Origin of the sequence: Sphingosinicella sp., from assembly GCF_013911755.1 — a bacterium.
Taxonomy (GTDB): Bacteria; Pseudomonadota; Alphaproteobacteria; order Sphingomonadales; family Sphingomonadaceae; genus Sphingosinicella.
This window is the reverse complement of the sequence record NZ_JACESP010000005.1, coordinates 46949-64258: the sequence shown is the minus strand read 5'-3', so window position 1 is coordinate 64258 and position 17310 is coordinate 46949. Positions and strand designations below refer to the sequence as shown.

At 65.9% G+C, this 17310-nt stretch carries 13 protein-coding genes; 6 read left to right on the top strand and 7 right to left on the bottom strand.

All coding sequences use genetic code 11. The features are described from left to right. Position 1: 1 nt before the first annotated feature. Complete coding sequence (locus H2052_RS05365) at positions 2–2605, bottom strand: ribonuclease E/G (RefSeq protein WP_293778904.1); 2604 nt, start codon at positions 2603–2605, stop codon at positions 2–4. 484 nt (positions 2606–3089) lie between these two features. Between H2052_RS05365 and H2052_RS05360 the strand changes: the two genes are divergently transcribed. Beyond that, complete coding sequence (locus tag H2052_RS05360; protein ID WP_293778902.1) at positions 3090–4406, top strand: N-acetylmuramoyl-L-alanine amidase; 1317 nt, start codon at positions 3090–3092, stop codon at positions 4404–4406. On the opposite strand, the gene H2052_RS05355 is transcribed toward H2052_RS05360, so the two are convergent. Then, on the bottom strand, positions 4329–5177 hold the full coding sequence (locus H2052_RS05355; RefSeq protein ID WP_293778900.1) for an NTP transferase domain-containing protein: 849 nt from the start codon (positions 5175–5177) through the stop codon (positions 4329–4331). The genes H2052_RS05360 and H2052_RS05355 overlap by 78 nt on opposite strands. Before the next feature lies 1 nt (position 5178). Then, complete coding sequence (locus tag H2052_RS05350) at positions 5179–6219, bottom strand: phosphoribosylglycinamide synthetase (protein ID WP_293778898.1); 1041 nt, start codon at positions 6217–6219, stop codon at positions 5179–5181. 130 nt (positions 6220–6349) lie between these two features. On the opposite strand from H2052_RS05350, the gene H2052_RS05345 reads away from it, so the two are divergent. Together H2052_RS05345 and prfB are read left to right on the top strand one after the other, a co-directional pair. Further along, positions 6350–8815, top strand: a complete 2466-nt coding sequence (locus H2052_RS05345) for a PBP1A family penicillin-binding protein (protein ID WP_293778896.1) — start codon at positions 6350–6352, stop codon at positions 8813–8815. 33 nt (positions 8816–8848) lie between these two features. Beyond that, positions 8849–9977 (top strand): peptide chain release factor 2 gene (gene prfB / locus H2052_RS05340; protein WP_293778894.1). Its coding sequence is split into 2 segments (ribosomal slippage): positions 8849–8917 and positions 8919–9977, totalling 1128 coding nucleotides; the frame shifts between segments, so codons are not numbered across the junction. A gap of 21 nt (positions 9978–9998) precedes the next feature. On the opposite strand, the gene metC is transcribed toward prfB, so the two are convergent. Beyond that, the gene (gene metC / locus H2052_RS05335; protein WP_293778892.1) at positions 9999–11180 is read right to left on the bottom strand and encodes a cystathionine beta-lyase; all 1182 of its coding nucleotides are present in this window, start codon (positions 11178–11180) and stop codon (positions 9999–10001) included. Beyond that, positions 11177–12013, bottom strand: a complete 837-nt coding sequence (gene sseA / locus H2052_RS05330; RefSeq protein ID WP_293778890.1) for a 3-mercaptopyruvate sulfurtransferase — start codon at positions 12011–12013, stop codon at positions 11177–11179. Before sseA ends, metC begins: the two co-directional genes overlap by 4 nt. A gap of 95 nt (positions 12014–12108) precedes the next feature. Between sseA and queF the strand changes: the two genes are divergently transcribed. Beyond that, entirely contained in the window at positions 12109–12555 is a 447-nt protein-coding gene (gene queF / locus H2052_RS05325) for a preQ(1) synthase (RefSeq protein WP_293778888.1), read from the top strand. 381 nt (positions 12556–12936) lie between these two features. Here queF and queE read toward each other — a convergent pair whose 3' ends face one another. Both queE and queC read right to left on the bottom strand, forming a co-directional pair. Further along, positions 12937–13569, bottom strand: a complete 633-nt coding sequence (queE, locus tag H2052_RS05320) for a 7-carboxy-7-deazaguanine synthase (RefSeq protein WP_293778886.1) — start codon at positions 13567–13569, stop codon at positions 12937–12939. Then, the gene (gene queC / locus H2052_RS05315; RefSeq protein ID WP_293778884.1) at positions 13566–14267 is read right to left on the bottom strand and encodes a 7-cyano-7-deazaguanine synthase QueC; all 702 of its coding nucleotides are present in this window, start codon (positions 14265–14267) and stop codon (positions 13566–13568) included. Before queC ends, queE begins: the two co-directional genes overlap by 4 nt. Positions 14268–14317: 50 nt before the next feature. Between queC and H2052_RS05310 the strand changes: the two genes are divergently transcribed. Together H2052_RS05310 and H2052_RS05305 are read left to right on the top strand one after the other, a co-directional pair. Beyond that, a complete protein-coding gene (locus H2052_RS05310; RefSeq protein ID WP_293778882.1) occupies positions 14318–16249 on the top strand; it encodes an energy transducer TonB in 1932 nt (643 codons plus the stop codon). 194 nt (positions 16250–16443) lie between these two features. Beyond that, a complete protein-coding gene (locus tag H2052_RS05305; RefSeq protein ID WP_293778880.1) occupies positions 16444–17307 on the top strand; it encodes a LysR family transcriptional regulator in 864 nt (287 codons plus the stop codon). The last annotated feature ends 3 nt before the right edge of the window (positions 17308–17310 follow it).

Below are 17310 nucleotides of genomic sequence, written 5' to 3'. Positions count from 1 at the left end.
CCTAGTCGCCGAACGTCCGCTGCCACCAGCCCTTACGCGGCGGTGCGGCGACTTCCCCCGTATCGTTCGCGGCAGGCTCGGCCGTCTCGGCGACCTCTACGGCCTCCGACACGGTTTCCGCTGCAGGCGCGCTTTTGGCGGCGGCCTTGCGGCGCGGCGCGCGCTTCGGCTTCTCGGGCGCTTCGGCGGCAATCTCTTCAGCCTGTGCGGCGGGTTCCGGTGTAGGCTCCGGCTCGGGCGCAGCTTCCACGGTCCCCGCCTTCTTGCGACGGCTCCGCTTGGGCTTGGCTTCGGCCTCGGCCTCGGCAGCAGGCGCTTCGACGGCGGGTGCTTCGACCGTTTCCGGTTCGGCCGCTTCTTCCGGGGTTTCGGCCTTCACGGCCTTGCGGCGACCGCGCGGTTTGCGTGCAGGGGCTTCCGCGGGCTCGGCGGGTGCTTCCTCCGCAGCCGGTTCGATGTTCGGCGCGGCTTCGTCCTCTGCGGTCTCGCTTTCAGCGGCTTCGCCCGGGACTTCGTCACCGTTCCTGCGGCGGCCGCCACGACGACCCCGGCGGCGGCGGCGGCGCTTGTTGCCATCCTCATCCTTGTCGTCGCGCGATTGCTCCTGCGTCTCGGCGCGTCCGGCTTCACCTTCTGCGGCTTCGTCCGCATCCTCGCCGGCGTCGAGAGCTTCTGCGGCATCCTGCGGCGCGGGGCGGCGCTCGTCGTCGCGTTCGCGGTCGCGACGGTTGCGCCCACGGCGGCGGCGGCGCGGGCGGCCGCCATCGTCGCGGCGCTCATCGCTGCGCTCGCGGCGGTCGGAGGCTTCGGCTTCGACCTCTTCCTCCTCGACCTCGTCCTCGTCTTCCTCGATGATATCGTCGTCGTCATCCTCGGCGACAGGCGCAACGGGCGCCTGCAGGCTGACGCGGGCGACGGGCGGCGGGCCGCTACCGTCGATCTCCTGATCACCGACATTGAGGTCGCCGTTCGGCGCGATCTCGACCATGACGCCGTACAGATCCTCGACGCGCGAGATCTGGCTGCGTTTCACGTTCAGCATGTAGATCGCCACCTCGAAGGGCAGGCGCAGCGTGATGCGGCTGTGCTTGCCGCGCAGCGCCTCGGCCTCCAGCACGCGAAGCGCGCCGAGCGCGGCGGACTGCACGGTGCGGACCATGCCCGCGCCGTCGCACACCGGGCAAACATGCGTCGAGGCTTCGAGCACGCCGGTACGCAGCCGCTGGCGGCTCATTTCGAGCAGGCCGAACGACGAGATGCGGCCGACCTGGATGCGCGCGCGATCGTGCTTCAGCGCTTCCTTCAGTGCCTTCTCGACCTTGCGGTTGTTCGAATGCACATCCATGTCGATGAAGTCGATCACGACGAGCCCGGCCATGTCGCGCAGGCGAAGCTGGCGGGCGATTTCGCGCGCCGCTTCAAGGTTCGTCTTGAGCGCGGTTTCCTCGATATTGTGCTCGCGCGTGGACTTGCCCGAGTTGATGTCGATCGAAACGAGCGCTTCGGTCGGGTTGATAACCATGTAGCCACCCGACTTCAGCTGCACCACCGGGTGATACATGGCCGCAAGCTGCTGCTCCACCTGGAAGCGCTGAAAAAGCGGAACAGGATCAACGTATTGTTGAACCTTCTTCGCATGGCTTGGCATCAGGAGCTTCATGAAGTTCCTGGCCGCACGATATCCCTCCTCTCCGTCCACCAGCACTTCGCCGATGTCCCGATTGTAGATATCGCGGATCGCCCGCTTGATGAGATCGGAGTCCTCGTGGATCAGGGCCGGCGCGGATGAGGCCAACGTCTTCTCGCGGATTTCGTCCCAAAGGCGCGTGAGATAATCGAAGTCGCGACGGATTTCGGCGCGCGTGCGCGACAGGCCGGCGGTGCGGATGATGCAACCCATGCCCGTCGGCAGCTGCAGTTCCGAAACGATCGACTTCAGCCGCTTGCGGTCGCTCTGGTTCGAGATCTTCCGGCTGATGCCGCCGCCGTGGTTGGTGTTCGGCATGAACACGCAGTAGCGGCCGGCAAGGCTGAGGTACGTCGTGAGCGCCGCACCCTTGTTGCCGCGCTCTTCCTTGACGACCTGCACCAGCAGCACCTGACGGCGCTTGATGACTTCCTGAATCTTGTAGCGGCGACGCAGATTCTGGCGCTTCGCCCGCATGGCGTTGTCGTGATCGTCGTGATGATCGCTGCCGACCGTGGTGGGGGCGGGCGGTTCGCTGTCCTCGCCGTCGTCGGACGGCTCGTCGGCGCTCTCCGCGTCGTCGTCGTCATCCTCGTGCTCGGCGTCCATCTCGGCGCGGTGCGCCTCGGCAGCTTCGCGCTCCTCGCGGAGCAGCGCGTCACGATCCTCTTTCGGGATCTGGTAGTAATCCGGGTGGATTTCCGAAAAGGCGAGGAAGCCGTGCCGGTTTCCGCCATATTCCACGAACGCCGCCTGTAGTGAGGGTTCGACGCGTGTAACCTTGGCGAGGTAGATATTGCCCTTCAGTTGTTCCTTGTGGGCGGATTCGAAGTCAAACTCCTCGATCCGGTTGCCTTCTATGACGGCGACCCGGGTCTCCTCCGGGTGGCGCGCGTCGATGAGCATGCGCATTGACATTTAGTATTCTCCGAGGCCTCGGCACCGCTGAGGCTTCAGCCGCAGGCGATGGGGCACGTGTTACGGGAGCGTCGGGCAAGCCCGCGCTCCGATGGTTTGGAACTGTGGCGAGCCGCATATCGCGCGCCGAGGGGAAGGCCATCGCCTTCAACGTCTCCTCATGGCATCGCATTGCCGACATGCGTCAAAACCTCGATCTTAGCGGCAGCATCTCCCCGTCCGGCAGAATGCCAGTGCCGTTTCGCGCGGGAAGGCGTGAAACCATCGACCCGGTAAAAGAGTAGACGGTTTGGACACTGTCGAAGGACCGGACATTGGCCGCTATTCGGTCTGCTAGCAGCTATGCGTGGCATGAACAACACAAAGCGTTACGGAAATGTGCAATTCACTTGAATACTCCGAACCTTAACCATAAGATTCGGCAGAAGTTCGCCATTTCCGGGGGTTTCCGGGCGAACAAATGTGCTCTTGCGGGGGATGGGACATGTCGCGCTGGTTGAGGCGGGGAGGGCAGGCGTTTTGCGCACCGCTGATCGCGGCGTGCATCACGCTTTCCGCGCCCGCCATGGCCGCGCGGCTTGGCGATGCGGTCGTCACCGCGAGCGGCGACGGCGCTGCCGTCAGCATCGGTGCGGAGGGGGCCGGGCGTGTCTCGGCGTTTGCATTGTCCGGCCCGCCCCGGCTCGCCATCGATCTCGACGGCATGACGGCGCCGGGCGGGTCCGCGCCGGGCGGCGGGCTTGTCACCAAGGTTCGGAACGCCCAGTTCGATACTGATACGGCGCGGCTGGTTCTGGACCTCGCATCGCCCGCGAGGATCACGTCAAGCACGTTTTCCGGCGGGAAACTGCGGTTGACCGTGGCGCCGACCACGGAGGCCGTATTCGCAAAACTCGTCGCGGCGGGACGCACGACGCTGATCGCTACGCCCCCGAAGGCGGAAAAGCCGATCGTCGCATCGATGCAGCCCGCGGCGCCACCGCCGAAGTCGGTTCCGAAGCCTGTCCCGGCGGTCCCCGCCAAGGTTGCGCCGACGACGGCGAAACCCGCTGCGCTCCCGCCCACGAAGGTTGCGGCGGTTGCGCCGCGCCCCCGCCTTGCAGGGCGGTTGCCGGTCGTGGTGATCGATGCCGGACATGGCGGCAAGGACGTCGGCACGATCAGCGTGCTCGGCGAGAAGAAATACGAGAAGGACGTGGTTCTCGCGATCGCCAAGGCGATCAAAAAGGAACTCGACGCCTCGGGGCGCGTAAAGGCGATCCTGACGCGCGACGACGACACTTATTTGCGCCACCGCGACCGGTTCGGCATTGCGCGGCACAGCAATGCCGCGCTGTTTATTTCCGTGCATGCCGACAGCGCACCTGTTCCGAACGCGAGCGGCGCAACGGTCTATACGCTCTCTGAGACCGCGTCCGACGCCGAGGCGGCGCGCCTTGCCGCCAAGGAGAACCGATCGGACATCATCGCGGGCGTCGATCTCGCGGTCGAGACCAACGAGGTGACCGACATCCTTATCGACCTTGCGCAGCGCGAGACGATGAACACCTCCGCTGAGTTCGCCGCCATCCTCCAGCGCGAAATGCGGCAGGACATCAAGGTCCGCAGCCAGTTCCACCGTTTCGCGGGGTTCCTGGTGCTGAAGGCGCCGGATGTGCCCTCGGTGCTGCTGGAGACAGGCTATCTTTCGAACGAGGAGGACTCGAAGTTCCTCTTCTCCTCGTCAGGCCAGCAGCGGATCGCCAAGGCTGTGCGCCGTGCGGTCGAGGCGCATTTCCTGCGGCGGCTCGCCCAGCGCTGAACCGCGCTCGCTGAGGATCGTCTCGGCGACATGCAGCGTGCGCTCGTTGTCGACATCGATGGCAAGCGCGCCGTCGGTGACGAGGACGGGATGGATGGCGAAGCCGAACCGCCGCGAGAAACCGCGGAATGCGCCGCTGAGCGTCGCTAGGCCGTAGCGGAAGCGGATGAGGTTGAGGAGGCCGAACGCCTTCACGATCCGCATCGGAAATTTGGCGAACTGGCCACCGCCCCGGAAGACTTCGGCGGCTTTCAGTGCTTCGCGCGAGCCGATCACGTAGGTGTTGCAGTTCGAATATTCGCCGCAGCGGAAGCGGTAGAAGCGGCGTTGCCCGTCCGGGTGGGCGGCGATCACGCGCTCGCGCCGGGCGAATGCGACGGCGGCGTCTGCGCCTTGCGCCGCCGCGAGGATTTCGGCGACGCTCGCGGGGGTCAGGTTCACGTTGTCGGCGGTGGTGACGAGGAAGGGCGGGGCGGATGCATCCGCGGCGCCGATCACGCTGTCGACCAGATTGGGCGCGGAGCGCTCCACGAGGATGCGTCCGCTGCCGAGATGCCGGATGAGCGGCGCGAGAATTTCAGGCGCGTCGATCGAAACGACGATCCGGGCAACCCCCGGGGATGCGTCGAGCGCTTCGAGGACGTGGAGGAGCATCGGCTTGCCGGCGACGGGGACAAGGCACTTGTGCGAGACGCCCGCGTTCGCGGCGAGCGGATCGAGGCGCCCGTCGCGCTTGCCCGCGAGCACGATGGCGGAGAAGGCGGCGCTCATTTCAGGCGACAAGCCGGTCCGAAGCGGCGGTTATCAGCCCCTGCCGCCACAGGCTATGCGCGACGATGGACTCGACGAGCTCGTGATGCTCGATGCCGAGCGTCGCGGCGGAGCGGGAGATGCTCTTTTTCGACCAGAGATTGCAGGAGAGGTTCACTTCCATGAACCACACGCTCTCGGTCGCCGGATCGTAGCGGAATTCGAAGCGGCCGTAATCAAACGGCCAGAGCTCGCGGCAAAGCGTGCGCGTCATCGCGTAAAGCCGCTCGGCGACGCGGGAATTCGCCAGCACTTCGAGCGGGTCGTCCCGCTGCTCGGTAAGCGCGCGCTTCTCCTCGTAGCTGCGGAGCGCATCGGGGTCGGCTGGGATGTAGGCCATCGCCGGCAACAGCCACGGCTCCGCCGCGCGGCCGCCGACAACCGGCACGGCGACATCGAGAAGGGGCAGCCACGGCTCGATGATCGCATCGTGGCCCGCAGTGTGGAGGTGCGCGGCGTGCGCGAGCGCGCCCGACCAGCTTTCAGTGACGCCGATACCCCAAGAGGCCGAGGACGCATTCGGCTTCACGATGTAGCGCGCGGCGTCCAGCGCCGCCACGGCGGCAAGATCGGTGCCGCGACGGAGGATGCGCCAATCCGACGTCGGCACACCGTGCTGGCGGGCGACGAGCTTCATCAGGTGCTTGTCGTCCGAAAGCCCGCGCAGGATCGGCGAGGCGCCGAGATAAGGAATGCCGAGACGCTGAAGCAGCAGCGGCGCCAGCATCTCGCTGTTGAGGAACCCGGCGCGGTTCAGCAGCGGGAACACGAAATCGACGTCGGGCTCAGCAAACAGCGCGTCGAAACTGTTTGCGGTCACGACATTGAGGCCAATCTTCTCGAGCGTGCTTCGCAGCTCGTGGTGATAGACGGCGTGGTTGCCGTCCACGCGGTCATGGCTGCCATCGCCGCAGGCGTGCTTGGCCAGCAGCATGATTCTGAGCGAGGCCTTCAGATGCGCGGGGATCTGCAGGCAATGTTCGTGGGGAAAATCCGTATCCATGGCGGCCGGTTAGCAACGCTTGGTAACGGTTCGATGCCAGTCGTGTTGCGGGACGATGACGTTGGCGTGCCAGGTGCGGTTCGGCGCGTCCGGCTTGAGACTGGCTGCCGGCCTGCTATAGGCAGCGTCGATGGCACGTCTTGCCCAGATTCTCGGCGACCTCAAAAGCCGGTTCCGTGCCCTGCCGCGTTGGGCGCGGGCGCTCAGCTATGTCGCGGGTGGCGCGGTACTGCTTGGCATCCTCGTCGTGTTCGCCGCCTGGCTGATCTTTGCGCGCGGGCTTCCCGACGCGGCGCAGCTTGCCGAGTATGAACCGCCGCTGCCGAGCCATGTGCGCGCGGCGGACGGGACGCCCTTCACGAGCTTCGCGCGCGAGCGGCGCATTTTCCTCGATTACGAGCAGACGCCGAAACAGCTCGTGGGCGCGTTCGTTTCCGCCGAGGACAAGACGTTCTTCACGCACCCCGGCATCGATCTGCCCGGCATCTTTCAGGCGGCGATCACGAATTTGAAAGCGATGGGCACGGGCAAGCGGCCCGTCGGTGCTTCCACGATCACGCAGCAGGTGGCAAAGAACCTGCTGCTGACGAACGAGGTGAGCTATGTGCGCAAGGTGAAGGAGATTTTCCTTGCCCGGCGCATCGAGCAGGCGCTGACCAAGCCTGAGATCATCGAGCTCTACCTCAACCAGATTTTCCTCGGCCGCAGCGCCTATGGCGTGCAGGCGGCGTCGTTCGCCTATTTCAACAAGCCCGTCGATGAGCTTTCGCTTTCCCAGACGGCGTTCCTCGCCGTGCTGCCGAAGGCGCCCGCCAACTACAACCCCGCCACCGAAAAGGGCCGTGTCCGGGCGCTTGCCCGACGCAACTGGGTGCTGGGGCAGATGGCCGAGAACGGCTACGTTACCGCTGCCGAAGCACGCGCCGCTGCCGCCGAGCCGATCGTGGTGGTCAACCGCGCCGAAATTCCGCGCGACCGCACGGGCGCCTATTTCATTGAGGATATCCGCCGCGAACTTGTCGAAAAGTACGGCGAAGAGGGCGAACACGGTATCTACACGGGCGGATTGTGGATCCGCTCGACGATCGACCCGGTGATGCAGCGCGTCGCCGAAATGGCGCTGCGCGACGGCCTCGTGAAGTACGACCGCCCGCGCGGCTGGCGCGGCGTGACCGACAAGATCGAGCTCGGCGAGGGCTGGCCGCAGCGCCTGCGCGCCGTGAACCTGCCGGTCGGCTACGATGACTGGCGCGCGGCCGTGGTGCTCGAAAAGGCGGGCGGGGTGATCTCGCTCGGCTTTGAAGACGGAACGAACGGCCGCATGTCCGCGCAGAACGCTTCGATCCCCGTGCGGGGCGTCGGCGTGCCGGCGTTCCAGCGGCTCGCGCCAGGGGACGTCATCCCCGTGAAGCGCCTTTCCGGCGACGATTACACGCTACGCCAGATCCCGGACGTCGGCGGCGGCATGGTGGTGATGGAGGTTTCCACGGGGCGCGTGCTGGCGATGGTCGGCGGGTTCGACGCGCGGCGCTCGCAATACAACCGCGCCACGCAGGCGATGCGGCAGCCGGGGTCGGCGATCAAGCCGTTCGTCTATGCCGCCGCGCTCGACAACGGCTACACACCCGCGTCGGTGATCGTCGACGGACCCTACTGCGTGTTCCAGACGCGTTCGCTCGGCACCAAGTGCTTCCGCAACTTCTCGGGCGGCTACGCGGGCCCGCAGACAATGCGCTGGGGTCTTGAACAATCGCGCAACCTGATGACCGTGCGCCTTGCCTACAATACGGGCATGGACAAGGTCGTCGAAACGATCGACCAGATGGGTATCGCCAAGCTGGCGCCGGTGCTTTCGATGTCGCTCGGCGCGGGCGAGACGACGGTGATGAAGCTGACGAACGCCTATGCGATGCTCGCGAACGGCGGCAAGCGGCAGTCACCGGTGCTCTACGATCTCATTCAGGACCGGCACGGCCGCACGATCTACCGCGCTGATGCGCGCGACTGCGCAGGCTGCAACGCGCCGGACTGGGACGGCGACGCGATGCCGCGTCCCGCCGATGCCCGGCCGCAGGCGATGGACGCGAAGACCGCCTATCAGGTGGTGCACATGCTCGAAGGTGTCGTGCAGCGTGGCACGGCGGTGGTGCTGCGCGACCTCAATCGGCCGATGTTCGGCAAGACCGGCACCACGAACGGCCCGACCAACGTATGGTTCGTGGGTGGCACCGCGGATATCGTCGCGGGGCTTTATATCGGCTTCGACGATCCGCAGAATATGGGCGGCTACGCGCAGGGCGGCACGCTCGCCGCGCCCGTTTTCAAGCAGTTCGCCATCGCCGCGCTGAAGGACGCGCCGAAACGGCCTTTCGAGATATCGCCCGGCGTGCGGATGGTGCGGATCGACCGGCGTTCGGGAAAGCGCGTATACGGTGGCTGGCAGGTTGATACCGATCCGCGCGCCGCCGTGATCTGGGAAGCGTTCAAGCCCGAAAGCGAACCGCGCCGCGTCGCTGCCGCTTACGATCCGTTCGCGAAGCGTGAAGTCGTACGATCGGACAGCGACTTCTTGCAATCCACCGGCGGCATTTACTAGAACCCGCCACTTTCAACGGACAGGAACAGGACAATGCGCGCTGAAGCGCTCAATCATGTCGACCGGATCAAGCAGGCGCTGGCCCTGCTGAGGAGGTTTCTTTGACTGGGATGTCGCCCTCAAACGTCTCGATGAGCTGAACGCCGAGGCCGAGAATCCCGATCTCTGGAACGATCCCAAGGCCGCGCAGAAGCTGATGCTGGAGCGGCGCCGCCTCGATGAGGCGATCCAGGCGACGCGGAGCATCCAGACCGAACTCGACGATACCGTCGAGCTGATCGAGATGGCCGAGGCGGAAGGCGACGAGGATCTCGTGAACGACGGCGTCGCCGCGCTCGAGGCGCTCGCGAACCGTGCCGACAAGGATAAGGTCGCCGCGCTGCTTTCGGGCGAGGCCGACGCGAACGACACCTATATCGAGATCAATGCGGGGGCGGGCGGAACGGAGAGCCAGGACTGGGCCTCCATGCTGCTGCGCATGTATCAGCGCTGGGCGGAACGACGGGGCAACAAGGTCGAGCTCGTCGATTATCACGGCGGTGAACAGGCGGGCATCAAGTCCGCGACACTGATGGTGAAGGGCGAGAACGCCTATGGCTACGCCAAGACCGAGAGCGGCGTACACCGGTTGGTCCGCATCAGCCCGTATGACAGCGCGGCACGGCGGCACACGAGCTTTGCGAGCGTGTGGGTTTATCCCGTGGTGGATGACGACATCGCCATCGAGGTCAACGAAAGCGACCTGAAGATCGACACCTACCGCGCCTCGGGCGCCGGCGGGCAGCACGTCAACACCACCGACAGCGCCGTGCGCATCACGCACGTTCCCACCGGCATCATCGTCGCCTGCCAGAACCAGCGCAGCCAGCACAAGAACCGTGCCGAAGCGATGAAGCAGCTGAAGGCGCGCCTCTATGAGGCTGAGCTTCAGAAGCGCGAGGCTGAGGCGAACGCGGTGAACGCGACCAAGACCGACATCGGCTGGGGCCACCAGATTCGCAGCTACGTGCTGCAGCCCTATCAGCAGGTGAAGGACCTGCGCACGGGCATCGTCAACACGAGCCCGGATGATGTGCTCGACGGCGATCTGGACGACTTCATGGCGGCGGCGCTCGCGCAGCGCGTGACGGGCGAGAAGGTGGTCGTTTCCGACGACGACTGAGGGTGACGCACAGCCCTTGCGTCAGGCGTTTTCGAGATACCGGTCGAGCCCCGCGGTCATGTCTGCGATCAGGTCGTCTGCGTCCTCCAGCCCGCAGTGGATGCGGAGCATGGGCCCTTCGGTCTGCCACCGGGTCGCTGTGCGCAGCGGCTTCACGGGCAGCACGAGGCTTTCGTAGCCGCCGAACGAGAAGCCCATGCCGAAATGGCGGAGATTGTCCACGCAGGCAGCAAGCGCCTCGCGGCTTCCCGGTTTCAGCGCGATGGCGAACAGGCTGGCGTAGCCGCTGAAATCACGCGTCCACAGCGCGTGGCCGGGGTCGCCTGACAGGGCGGGGCAGATCACGCGCTCGACGGCGGGGTGCGCGGCGAGCGCCTGCGCAAGCGCCAGCGCGGTTTTGCCGTGACGTTCCATGCGGATGGCGAGCGTGCGCAGGCCGCGCAGGGCGAGCGCGCAGTCATCGGGCGCGGCGGTCTGGCCGAGGCGGAGCGCTGTGTTGCGGAAGCTTTGCCACGCATCGGGGGCAGCGGTCACCGAACCCATCAGCGCGTCGCTGTGGCCGACCACGTATTTGGTGAGCGACTGCACCGAAAGATCGACGCCGTGGCGGATCGCGGGGAAGAGCAGGGGGGTTGCCCATGTGTTGTCGAGGATGGTGAGGATGCCGCGTGCGCGGGCGAGCGCCGCGATGGCGGACACATCCTGCACCTCGAAGGTCAGCGAGCCGGGGCTTTCCAGATAGATGACGCGCGTGTTCGGGCGGATCAGCGCGGCGATATCCGCGCCGATGAGGGGGTCGTAGAACTCCGTCTCTATGCCGCTACGCGCCAGCAGCGCCTTCGCCATCACGCGCGTCGGCTCGTAGACGTTGTCCGCCATCAGCACGTGGTCGCCGGCGGACGTGGCGGCGATGAGCGCGGCAGCGATTGCAGCGACGCCCGACGGAAACAGGTGCGTGCCCGCCGCGCCCGGCTCCATTTCGGTCAGCGCCTCGGCGAGTGCCCACTGCGTGGGTGTGCCGCGGCGGCCGTAGTAGAGCCCTGCATCCGGGTTGCGCGATGCCGCCTCGTAGGCGTCCAGCGTTTCGAAGAGACAGGTCGAGGCGCGGTAGACCGGCGGATTAACGACGCCGTGCGTCCATTCCGGGCGGCGCCCGGCGTGGACGAGCTTCGTGGCTGGGGCGTCGTCTTCGTCGCCGCTCACGCCGCTCCGGTCACGACGGGCGTGTCCGCCTCGCCGCCCCACTCGGACCATGAACCGTCATAGAGCGCGGTCTTCTTCGCGCCGAGCAGGTGCAGCCCGAACGAGAGCACGGCGGCAGTGACGCCCGAACCGCAGGTGGTGACGACAGGCTGATCCGGATCGACGCCGACTTCGCGGAAAGCGCCGCGCAGCGCTTCACCCTGCTTGAAGGTGCCGTCCTCGTTGAAAAGCTCGGTGTAGGGCAGATTGAACGAGCCCGGGATGTGACCGGGTCGGACGCCGGGGCGGGTTTCCGGCTCCTCGCCGCGGAAGCGGGCCGCGCCGCGCGCGTCGACGACCTGCTCGGCCTTGGTCTTCAGGTTTTCCTTCATCTGCGCGAGGTCGCGGACCTGCGCCTTGTCCTTCCAGACGGTGAAGTGGCGATGGCGCACCACGGGCTTGCCCGATTCCATCGCGCGGCCTTCGGCCTTCCACTTCTGGAGGCCGCCATCGAGGATCGCAACTTCATGCGCGCCGAAGAGGTTCAGCAACCACCACGCACGCGCCGAGGAGCGCAGGGGCGAGTTGTCGTAAACGACGATGCGGCTGCCGTCGCCAAGGCCGATCGCCTGCATGCGGCTCGCGAACTTCTCGGCGCTGGGCACCATGTTCGGCAGGCTGGAGCCGGTATCGGAGAGCTCGCCGAGATCCATGAACACGGCGCCGGGAATGTGCGCGGCCTCGAACTCGGCGCGGGCATCGCGCGCGTCAAGGAAGTAGGAGGCATCGACGATGCGCAGGTCGTTTGCGCCAAGCTCTTTCGCGAGCCATTCCGTCGTTACCAGCGAATCCATGCGTTGCTCCTTGAACCTGTGTCTCAACCGGACTTCCTGAATAGTCGGACGCCCCGATATTGCCAATGGCGTATGGGCGCTCTAACGCGAAACCCATGGAAACGACGCATCTCGGCAAGGTGAGCGCGCTTCCGGCCTCTCCCGACGCCGCGAAGCTCGACTACGTCCCCAATCCGCGGCCCGAAAGCCGCTACCTCGTGCGCTTCGCGGCGCCCGAGTTCACATCGCTGTGCCCGGTGACGGGCCAGCCCGATTTCGCGCACATCGTGATCGACTATGTGCCGAACGCGCGCATCGTGGAATCGAAGTCGCTGAAGCTGTTCCTCGGGAGTTTCCGCAATCATGCGGCGTTTCACGAGGATTGCACGGTCGGCATCGGCGAGCGGCTGTTCCGCGAGATGGCGCCGCATTGGCTGCGGATCGGCGGCTACTGGTATCCGCGCGGGGGCATTCCGATCGACGTGTTCTGGCAATCGGGCGCGCCGCCTGCCGACGTTTGGGTGCCGGATCAGGGCGTCGCGCCTTACCGGGGGCGAGGATAAGCGAGATCCTCCGGCGGGACGGGAGTCTTGCCCAATAGGGTTTATGGGTCGATACCTCCGGAATCCCGGCCTTTTCGTGCCCGGATACCCCCCGAAGTTGATGAAGTTGAGACATGCCCGCGCATGATCGCGCGCGGGGGCGCGTGTGAGCGCGGGTGCGCCTGGGGATTGATTTTCCACACCGGCCTGCCGTTTTTTGCATGAGCGGATTCCACGGGCGAACGCGTATCGCGGTTCGCGGCGAGTCTTTCATGCGAAACCCTATTTTGGAAGGGGCCGAGGTTGATGTTGTGCGTCCCTCGACTTCGCTCGGGATGAAGGCCCTATTACTCCACAATCATCATCCGGAGCGAAGTCGAGGGACGCACAAACCCCTCGGCGTCAGGGAATGCCGATCAGCTTGTGCGTCTGGAGCGACAGGCGCCATTTCGGATGGCTGAGGCAATAGGCCGTGGCGGCGGCGATGTTCTGCGCCTGCGCGGGGCCATCCATCGGTTGCAGGAAGAAGTTGCGGAAATCGAGGCTCTCGAACATCTCCGGGCTGTTGTTCGGCTGCGGGTAGACGAGCTTCAGTTCATCGCCCGATGTTTGCACCAGCTCGGCATCCGCCTTGGGGCTGACGCAGATCCAGTCGATCCCGGCGGGCGCGGGGAGCGTGCCGTTGGTTTCGAGGGCGATCGAGAAGGCGCGCGCGTGCAGGGCATCGATGAGCGCGCGGTCGAGCTGCAGCAGCGGTTCGCCGCCGGTGCAGACGACGAGGCGATGCTCGGCGCCCATGCCCCATGCCGCCGCGACGGCGTCTGCGAGCGCTTCGGCGTCGGCGAATTTGCCGCCGCCGGGGCCGTCGGTGCCGATGAAATCGGTGTCGCAGAAGGTGCAGACGGCCGTGGCGCGGTCGCGTTCAAGGCCCGACCAGAGGTTGCATCCCGCAAAGCGCAGGAACACGGCGCGGCGCCCGGTCTGCGCGCCCTCGCCCTGCAGGGTGAGGAAGAGTTCCTTGACGGTGTAGGTCACGGCGCGGCGTAGGCGGTGGGGTCGGGGAGGCCCGCCTCCTCGAAACCCTTGTGGCGGAGGCGGCAGGCATCGCAGCGGCCGCAGTGGAGCGGTGTGCCGTCCGCGCCCGTGGCGGGATCGTAGCACGTCCACGTTCCGGCGATATCGACGCCCAGCCGTGTCGCTTTGCGCGCGATCCCGGCCTTGTCGAGGTCGATGAGCGGCGTGTGCACCTTGAAGCGCTCGCCCTCGCTGCCCGCCTTGGTGGCGGTCGCGGCCAGCGCCTCGAACGCCGCGATGAAGGCGGGGCGGCAATCGGGATAGCCCGAATAATCGAGCGCGTTGACGCCGATGAAGATGTCCCGCGCGCCGATCGCTTCCGCCCACGCGAGCGCGACGGACAGGAACACGGTGTTGCGCGCCGGAACATAGGTCGGCGGGATGACGCCGCTGTCGATGGGGCCGTCGCCCTTGGGCACGGCAATGTCGCTGGTGAGTGCCGATCCGCCGAACGCGCGCAGATCGAGCGGCAGAACGATGTGCCGCACCGCATAAACGGATGCCGCCCGCCGCGCCGCTTCCAGCTCCACACGGTGGCGCTGATTGTAGTCGATGGTGAGCGCGTGCACGGCGTAACCCCCGGCGCGCGCGATCGCCGCGCACGTAACGGAATCGAGGCCTCCGGAAAGTAGAACGATGGCCGGTTGCGAAGTCGTCATGGTGGCGCGATAGTCAATTCATCGGACAGGGGCAAGTTTCGGGGGCATTTATGCGCAGGCACATCTTCGCGGCGATTGCCGGGATTTGTCTTACGTCTGCAGGCGCGCAGGCACAGAAGCTGCAGGAGCGCTATGACGCCGCTGAAAAGGCGTTCGCAGCCGGGGAATACGACAAGGCGGCAACACTGTTTGCCGAGGTGCAAGGACGCCTCGCAAAATCGCAGCGCGGCACTACGGTGGACGCTTATTTACGGCGACGCATCGCCGAAACGGACATCGCGCTCGGACGACCGGAGCGTGCGATTGCCGTGCTGGCACCTATCGTGTCCATTTATGCGAAGGCGCCGGGTCAGCCTTTTCTGATGGAGACGTATAGCCTTCTCGGCCGCGCCCATGAAAAGCTCGGCGAAATGCAACGGGCGACGGAGAATTATCAGGCGGCGCTGCGGCTGAACACCGATCCCGCCCGCAAGACCGCCCTGTCGATTCCGCTCGCGCGGGCTGCCGTTTTCACCGATGCGCCCCTCGCGCGACGCCTTGTCGATGCGATGATCGAAGATTTCAAACCGATGGAAGACAAAAAGCGCAGCGGCGAACTGCTCGGCGAACTCCAGTCCTTGCGCGGACGCATAGAGCTCAACGCGGGAAATCACGCCGAGGCGCTCGACTGGTTCAAGAAGGCGGCCAAAAGCGCGGGCGGCGTTGGCATGCGGGTTTCACTGTCCGACGTCGCGATCAGGTCCGATCTCGCGGTGGCAAGTCATCTCACCGGCGACGACGACAAGGCTTTTTACTACATCGCGATGACGGGTTTGGGGCGTATGGGCGGCAAGGGGCCGCAATTCCCCGACGGGAGTGCGCTGAAACTGCCGGATTGCTCTCCGGCGTTCGGTATCGGTCCGGAGGATCTCGTCGTGCTCGACATCGCGCTGGGTGAGGACGGCCGTGTCATCAGCGCCGCGCCCATCTATTCGACGAAGCCGGGCAAGATCGAGGCGGAGTTCGTGAAAGCGGCGCGGGCATGGCGTTGGTCTGCCGAGGAGATAGAGAAGACGGAACCGTTCTGGCGGTTTTCCATCCGCATCGCGACCCGCTGCACGTTCAATACCGACCGGCGCTGGATCGGTGCCGGCTTTCTGCGCGAGCTCATAAAGGAAGTGAACGCAAAGAAACCCTTGCCGGATGTCGATAGCCGGGTGGGCACCGATGCACTTCGCGCCGAGCTTGCAAGGCGCGAAGCTGCCGATGGGCCGGATGCGATGAGTCTCGTCCCGGTTCTTGCAACGCTTGCGGAGGAAGACGAGGACGGCGTCTACATCGAACGCGCGCGGCAGATCATGGAGGCGAACGGGATTTCTTCGCGAACCCGAGCCATTCTGGGCGTGCTTGTGGCCCGCAGCCTGATGAAGCGCGGCGACGAGGCGCTTCAGATGCAGCCCGGTGCCGACTGGCCCGCCGATGTCGTCGACTGGTTCCGTGTCGAACAGGGCCTGCAGCTCGAAAGGCACAAGCGCAGCGAACGCGCGATACCGCTTTACACGGCGGTGTTCGAACGCGGCAATGCGAAGACCGACACGCTTGCCCAGTTTGCGGCGCTGCGGCTCGCCTCGATCGCCTTTGAACGAAAAGCGCAGGAGCATGCGTCGGGCTATCTCGCGGCAACGGGGCTGCGGCCCGATCAATGCGCCCTCGTGGATGCGAGCCCGATTCCGGCAAGCACCGGCGCCAGTTCGAGCGACTACCCGCATGAAGCGTTGAACTGGGGCTTCGAGGGTTACATGGTTTCGAACTATGACATCGGCACCGACGGGAAGACGAAATCGCCGCGTATCGTGTTCGCCTATCCGCCGTTCGTGTTCGAAGAGACGATGGATCGGATCATCAGCCGCTGGCGGTTCAAGCCGATCTACCGGGAGGGCGAACAGATCGGCTGCACCGGCGCGCGCCAGACGTTTCGATTCCGCATCCCCGGCAAGAGTTGATCGGCCCAAAAAGAAAAAGGCCGCCGGATACGACCGGGCGGCCTTTCAAAAATCAGTCGGCTGGATATCCAGCTAGGGGAGGTAAGGTGTGCCGCGAGGCACGAGCCCCGTTTAGCGCGCGTATGGTAAAATTCGGGTTAAGCCTGATTTTTCGCGTTTGATCGCCCGGCGCGCGCCCTGTAATCGTCGCGGCCATGAAGCGGACCCTGCTCCCACTCAACGCGCTGCGTGTCTTCGATGCGGCGGCGCGGCATCTGTCGTTCACCAAGGCGGCGGATGAGCTTGCGGTGACGCCCGCCGCCGTCGGCCAGCAGATCCGCACGCTGGAAGACGTGCTCGGCACCGTGCTGTTCCGGCGCATGACGCGGAACCTCGAGCTTACCGACGAGGCGGTGCGCAGCCTGCCTGCGCTCCGCGAAGGCTTCGCGAAGCTGGAAGAGGCCGTGGCGATCATGCAGGCGGGGCAGGGCGAGGAACGCCTGACGATCGCGGCGCCGCGCGACTTCATCGGCAAGTGGCTGGCGCCCAGACTTGGCCTCATCAAGGCATCGACGACCGCGCGGCAGGTGACGATCCTCCCCACGGAAGGGCCCGTCGATTTCAACGCCGCCAATCTCGATGCCGCGATCTTCTTCGGCGCGATGCCCGCCGAGGAGGAACTGAGCGGCAAGCTGATCGCGCCGGGCACGACCGTGCTGGTGGCGGCGCCCGAGATCGCCGCGAACGTCAAGATCGTTTCGGAAGTCGCCGCCCAGCCGCTGATCGAGCACCCATCCGCCGACTGGCGCGGCTGGTTCGAGGCGCATGGCGTGCACATGACGGACCGCAGCGCCAGCCTCGGCGTCGCCGACGCCGGGCTCGCCATCGACAGCGCGGTCGCGGGCTACGGGATTGCGCGCGTGCCGCTGGTGCTGGCCGACGCCGACATCGCTGCCGGGAAGCTCGCTGTCGTCATGGAGCCGAAGCTTTCGGACGAGGCATACTGGCTGATCGCGCCGAGTGCGCAGTGGCGGCAGAAGAAGGTGCGCGATCTGGTGGCGGCGCTATCCGAGGCTTGACGA